This window comes from Lysinibacillus sp. CNPSo 3705, assembly GCF_028674935.1.
GTDB lineage: Bacteria > Bacillota > Bacilli > Bacillales_A > Planococcaceae > Lysinibacillus.
This window is the reverse complement of the sequence record NZ_JAQZSD010000119.1, coordinates 1-5,442: the sequence shown is the minus strand read 5'-3', so window position 1 is coordinate 5,442 and position 5,442 is coordinate 1. Positions and strand designations below refer to the sequence as shown.

Here is a 5,442-nt window from a genome sequence, read left to right as displayed (position 1 = left end):
TATCCAAGTAATATTAATGTTATTGAAAGAAAAGATAAAGTTTTAGATGATTTTGGCTGTACTTTTGGTTTCTTATCAGATCTTAAAAGTTCAATGGGCTGTTCTATTCTTACAATTTTAGTTGTTAGAACTGAAATAGACAAAAATAATAGTAAGAATGCAGAAATAGTCAGCAAAATCGCTTTTATAGGTAAATAAAATACTAATCCTTTATAAATCCCTAAAATGTATGCCACTATTATTAAAACTAGTTTGGATAAAATTAGGCCCATAAAGATTCCAAAAACAATAGCAGTCATGCCAATGAGCATATTTTCAATAAATATTAGCTTATTCATTTGCTTTGGAGACATTCCAAGAAGAAGAAGAAGTCCGAATTCCTTGTTTCTTTTTTTTAGAAATGTACCCATTGAGTATAATAGAAAGAAAAATGAAAATATAAATATTATATATTGAGATGTCTGTAAACCTATATCTCCTAACATATTTAATGTAATACTTGTAGTGGTCAACTCACCTTGTAGAGCAGGGTGGAATATTAAGAAAGCATAAATGAAAAAAAACATAACTGAAAATAAACTACTTAGAAAGTGAGCAATATATATTCGTTTATTTCGAGTTACATTATTAATCGCAAATTGTAGAAAAGTCACTTTTCACCCTCCCAACAAAGATAAAACATCTAGAATCTTTTGATAGAATACTTTACGATTATCTCCAAAGTAAATTTCATTATAAAATCTCCCATCTTTAATAAAGATAATACGATCACAATAACTTGCTGCTTTTGCATCATGTGTCACTAGCATTATCGTTGTACCTAACTCATTGTTAATTTTCGAAAGTTCATCCATTACTTCTTCTGCAGCTTTTGAATCTAAGTTCCCTGTAGGCTCATCGGCTAGTATTAACTTTGGACTATGGATTATTGCGCGAGCAATAGCTGTCCGTTGTGCTTGACCACCAGAAATTTCATAAATATATTTATTTAAGATATTTGAAATATCTAGTTTTTTAGCTATAGCTAATACCTTATTATTCATATCTTGAGGATGTGCTCCATCTAGTGTAAGCGGTAAAATAATATTTTCTTTTACTGTTAATGTGGATAATAGGTTAAACGATTGATGAACAAATCCTAGTTCTCTTCTTCTAAATAAAGCAAGTTTTTCTTTTGATAATTGATGAGGCTCTTTTCCACTTAAAATAACTTTCCCTGAAGAGGGGGTATCAATAGTGGAAATTGTATTTAATAAAGTTGTTTTTCCACTTCCTGAAGGTCCCATAATACCTACAAACTCACCTTTGTTTACCTTTAAGTTAATATTGGATAGGGCTGTGTATGGCACTTTGCCTTTATATATTTTATCTAAGTCACATATATTTATTAATTCCATAAATTCCTACCTTTCTTTCATTCTTATATTTAGCAGTATAATCAATTTCGATGTTGGCTAGTAGCACATTCCCTAACATTTATCTAACAACCTTGTAAGAATAAAAAGCCGATAAATGATATCCATTTATCGGCCATAACGAGAAGGAAAAACAATTTGAACAGTCGTTCCTTTCCCAACTTCAGATTCTAATGTGATGTTATGATTTAATTTTTTACATACTTCATGTGTAAGATATAATCCCATTCCTGTCGATTCTTTAAATTTCCGTCCGTTTTCTCCAGTATAAAATGGTTGAAATACTCTTGGTAGATCAGAAGCTACAATACCTACTCCTGAATCTTTTACTTCTAAAATAACCTCACGTTTTCTGCTAAAAGCTGTGATTTTAATATTCTCTTTACTTCCTGCCGAATATTTAATTGCATTTGAAAAAATTTGATTGAGTATAAATCTAAGCCACTTTTTATCTGTTTCAACTTTCAAATCTATATTAACTTTTACTTCTGGAAAAACATTATTACGGATAAAATAGCGTTTATTTTCATCGATAACTGATTCAATTACTGCCAACAATGACACTCTTTCTACTATGAAATCTTGTTCAAAGGTTTCTAAGCGTGCAACGTATAACGCCATTTCTAACCCATTTTTTAACCGATCTGTTTCTTCTGCAATACTATCCAGTCTTTCATCGTCTGCATCCTGAGCTATTAATTCAATGACAGAAAGGGGTGTTTTCATTTGATGAACCCATTGATTCATAAAAGTTAGTTGATTCTGTTGTTTCTTTTCCCATTTTCTTAATTGATTTTGATAATTTCGGTATTGTGCTTCTAACAAATTTTCTAGTGCTTCTGTTAGAGCCGTTAAATCTTCATTCTTTTGTATCTCATTCATCGTTTCTGGTGGATTAGATAAAATCGAATAAAATGAACGATGGCTAAAGTACCGATAAACAAGGTAGCCAACAAATACACAAACGCAAAGGAATATAACATAAAACATAACCCAAATACTAGAAAAACCTTCAAGCCAATAAACTAGTAGGATAATGGATAGTTGAATAATTGTTAAACCAATAAGCGGTATATGCTCTTTTAAAAATAATTTCATTACTAATCAATATCCTTTTTCCAAGTAATAATTAAACGGTATCCAGCACCTCGAATGGTTTCGATTCCATCATTAATACCCAGGGATTGTATTTTTTTTCTGACCCGACCAATATATACACTTAGCGTATTTTCGTCTACATAAGCATGCGTATCCCAAAGCTGTTCAAAAAGCGCTTCACGTTTAACGAGGAGGGGGGATTTAGTTAATAACATCTCTAATAACACTGTCTCTTTTTTAGTAAGGTTAACAACCTTTTCTCCAAAACTGAGCTCCATTCTTTCAGGGAAAAGTGTCAATCCAGATCTTTCTACAACTCGTTCATTAAGTTTAGGTGCATATTCACCATATACTCTCCTTAATTGGCTACGAATTTTTGACATCACCACTTCATAATAAAAAGGTTTTGTAATGTAGTCATCTGCACCGTTCTCTAAGGCCATTACTTGATCCATTTCTCCATTTCTTGCCGATATAAAAATGATTGGACAAGTAGAAACCGTGCGGATTTGACGGCACCAATAGTAACCATTGAAACTAGGTAAATTAACATCTAATAAAACTAAATCAGGTTTGGTTTTATTGAAATCGTCCAAAATATTATCAAATTCTTCTATAACAATACTTTCATATCCATATCTCTTAATATGTGATGCAAGAAGTTCTGCCATCTTAATATCATCTTCTACAATCATTATAGTACTACTCATTCAATTCACCACTTTCAAAAAAAGATTTTCAAGTTTCAAGTACTGATAAATAATAACATATCAGTTTCTACACTTTAAGTCTCTTTAACTAATACCTCCTCAAACATCTAAAGTAAAAGGACATACTTACACTAGGTTCTTAGTAAGTATGGCTCTTTAAATTAAAAAATATAAAACCATCGTATTTTTTTGTTTCTATAAAACGCTCGGTATCCTCTTCAGTTGTAACTTGCTGCATCTGTAAATCCTGTTTTTAATCCATCAATTCCTTGAATCTGCAATTCCCTACGATAACAGAAATCAATCTTCTATTATCTATCTTTGTTGTCCCTGCAAAACAAATGATAAGGCACTCTGTCGTCAGTCTGAATTACTCCTACTGATTGAGCTGCTTTTTTTATAAATAGAATAGTAGTTAAAGGTTTAAGTGTGGACTGATATATATAATTTATGAACAGCATGGCATAAAAGAAAGGATTCTAGTCAATTCTATGTTTATAGTTTATTCACTGTACTAATAAACAATATGAAATGGGGATGGATTGTAATTGGAAAGAAGTTGTTTATATTCGATTGAACCAATCGGAATTGGAACAATTAATGTAGAGTCTCTTAGCAGTTATATCTCTAGATTAGCAGACGCCCACTGCGTGACGGTTGGTGATATTATGACTCATTTGATTGCACCTAAAATAGACAAAAAATACATTAAAGGTGGAAATGGTTTTTATAAATCATCATCTGCAATTAATGGTCATGGGAACATTGCAGATAATTTTATTGAACTAATCGCATTCTTAACACAGAGAAGGGATATTGAAAAAACTACGTTTGTTAATTGCAGGGAATTAGTTCCGTTTAGAGGGTTACTAAAAAGTAGTAGGCATTGGTGTCCATCCTGTTTCCAAGCTGATTTAGAAAGTAAACAGATTGTTTATGAAAGACTAAGTTGGACTCTTCAACCGTTTCTTAAATGCATTATTCACGACAGTACTCTAGAGAGTGTTTGTCCATTCTGTAAGTCTAGCATGTATATACTAGAAAGAAAGAGTGTACCTGGATACTGCTCAAAATGTTTTTATTGGCTAGGGAACTTTAAAGAAAGCCAAATTATGATTATTAATGATGGCGAGGACAATGATTCAATGAGAACTTTTTTCTCTACATTTATCAACTTGTCGTTTGGAAATGATTGTGTTTCACGCTCAATATCCTTTTATTTAGAAAAAAATTTTGAAGGTTTTTTAACAAAGGCCGCTGTTTTTTTCGGATACCCCAAGTCGACTTTATGGGGCTGGAAGGAAGGTACTAATCTACCTCCATTAAATGCATTGATAAAAATTACCATAAAATCACAGCTTAGTCTAACTGATTTCTTTAATATGGAGAAATCTATAATAACTTTAAAAAATAATGATTGTTCTGATAGAAAAATCTCCTCTGGAAGAGTTAAAAAGGATCATAAAAAGATTCGAAACTTTCTCAAATTGATAATCGTGGAAAAGAGATCCTATTCATTAAGTGAGATAGCGAATCTGATGGAGTGTGACAGAAAGCTATTAACCCAGATGTACCCAAACGAATGCCAACAGATAAAAATGAATTATTTAGATAGCTTAGAAGTGAAAAAACAATTTAAAAATAATACTATTGAATTAACGGGGCAGCATTCCTGTTTGAAGGATGTTCGAGGTCTTGAAAGAAAAGGAGCCCTCTAGTATGATGCATGAGTGTCAACGAGCATTGACCCATCATCAAACAAGGAGGACTCCTTTATGCATTTTAAATGGAATAATAAAATTAATCAAGTTACTGAAAATACACTCGTTGTCGGCATGGATATTGCCAAGCGTATTCATTACGCATGCTTTGTCGATGAACGTGGGCGAGTAATAGAAAAAGCTTTTGCGGTACATCAATCGAAAAAAGGCTTCGAAAACTTGTATGAAAAGATTCTTCAAACGATGAAGGAAGCTAAAAAAACTGAAGTAATAATAGGGATTGAGCCTACAGGCCACTACTGGATGAACTTAGCCTATTTCTTAGATCAATACGGAATCCCACTTGTCATGGTGAATCCATTGCACGTAAGACGTTCGAAGGAACTAGATGATAACTTTCCGACAAAGCACGATAAAAAAGATGCACTAGTCATCGCTCGCTTATTAAAGGATGGACGTTTCAGTTATCCACGTATACTGAAAGACATTGAAGCTGAG

General features: G+C 32.3%; 6 protein-coding genes. 2 read left to right on the top strand and 4 right to left on the bottom strand.

Annotated elements, in window-relative coordinates:
- The 4 genes from PVA17_RS24210 to PVA17_RS24195 form a co-directional block, all read right to left on the bottom strand.
- On the bottom strand, positions 1–653 hold a 653-nt coding region (locus PVA17_RS24210; protein ID WP_274069252.1), incomplete at its 3' end, for an FtsX-like permease family protein.
- Positions 654–656: 3 nt separating this feature from the next.
- Positions 657–1,397, bottom strand: coding sequence for an ABC transporter ATP-binding protein (locus PVA17_RS24205; protein ID WP_274069251.1), 741 nt, complete (start codon positions 1,395–1,397; stop codon positions 657–659).
- A 126-nt stretch (positions 1,398–1,523) separates the two neighbouring features.
- Positions 1,524–2,513 (bottom strand): sensor histidine kinase, encoded by a 990-nt coding sequence (locus PVA17_RS24200; RefSeq protein WP_274069250.1) that lies wholly within the window; start codon positions 2,511–2,513, stop codon positions 1,524–1,526.
- A gap of 2 nt (positions 2,514–2,515) precedes the next feature.
- Complete coding sequence (locus PVA17_RS24195) at positions 2,516–3,223, bottom strand: response regulator transcription factor (RefSeq protein WP_274069249.1); 708 nt, start codon at positions 3,221–3,223, stop codon at positions 2,516–2,518.
- 548 nt (positions 3,224–3,771) lie between these two features.
- On the opposite strand from PVA17_RS24195, the gene PVA17_RS24190 reads away from it, so the two are divergent.
- On the top strand, positions 3,772–4,941 hold the full coding sequence (locus PVA17_RS24190; protein WP_274069248.1) for a TniQ family protein: 1,170 nt from the start codon (positions 3,772–3,774) through the stop codon (positions 4,939–4,941).
- Between the two features lie 57 nt (positions 4,942–4,998).
- Positions 4,999–5,442 (top strand): IS110 family transposase (locus PVA17_RS24185; RefSeq protein WP_274069247.1); only part of this gene is annotated, 444 nt, incomplete at its 3' end.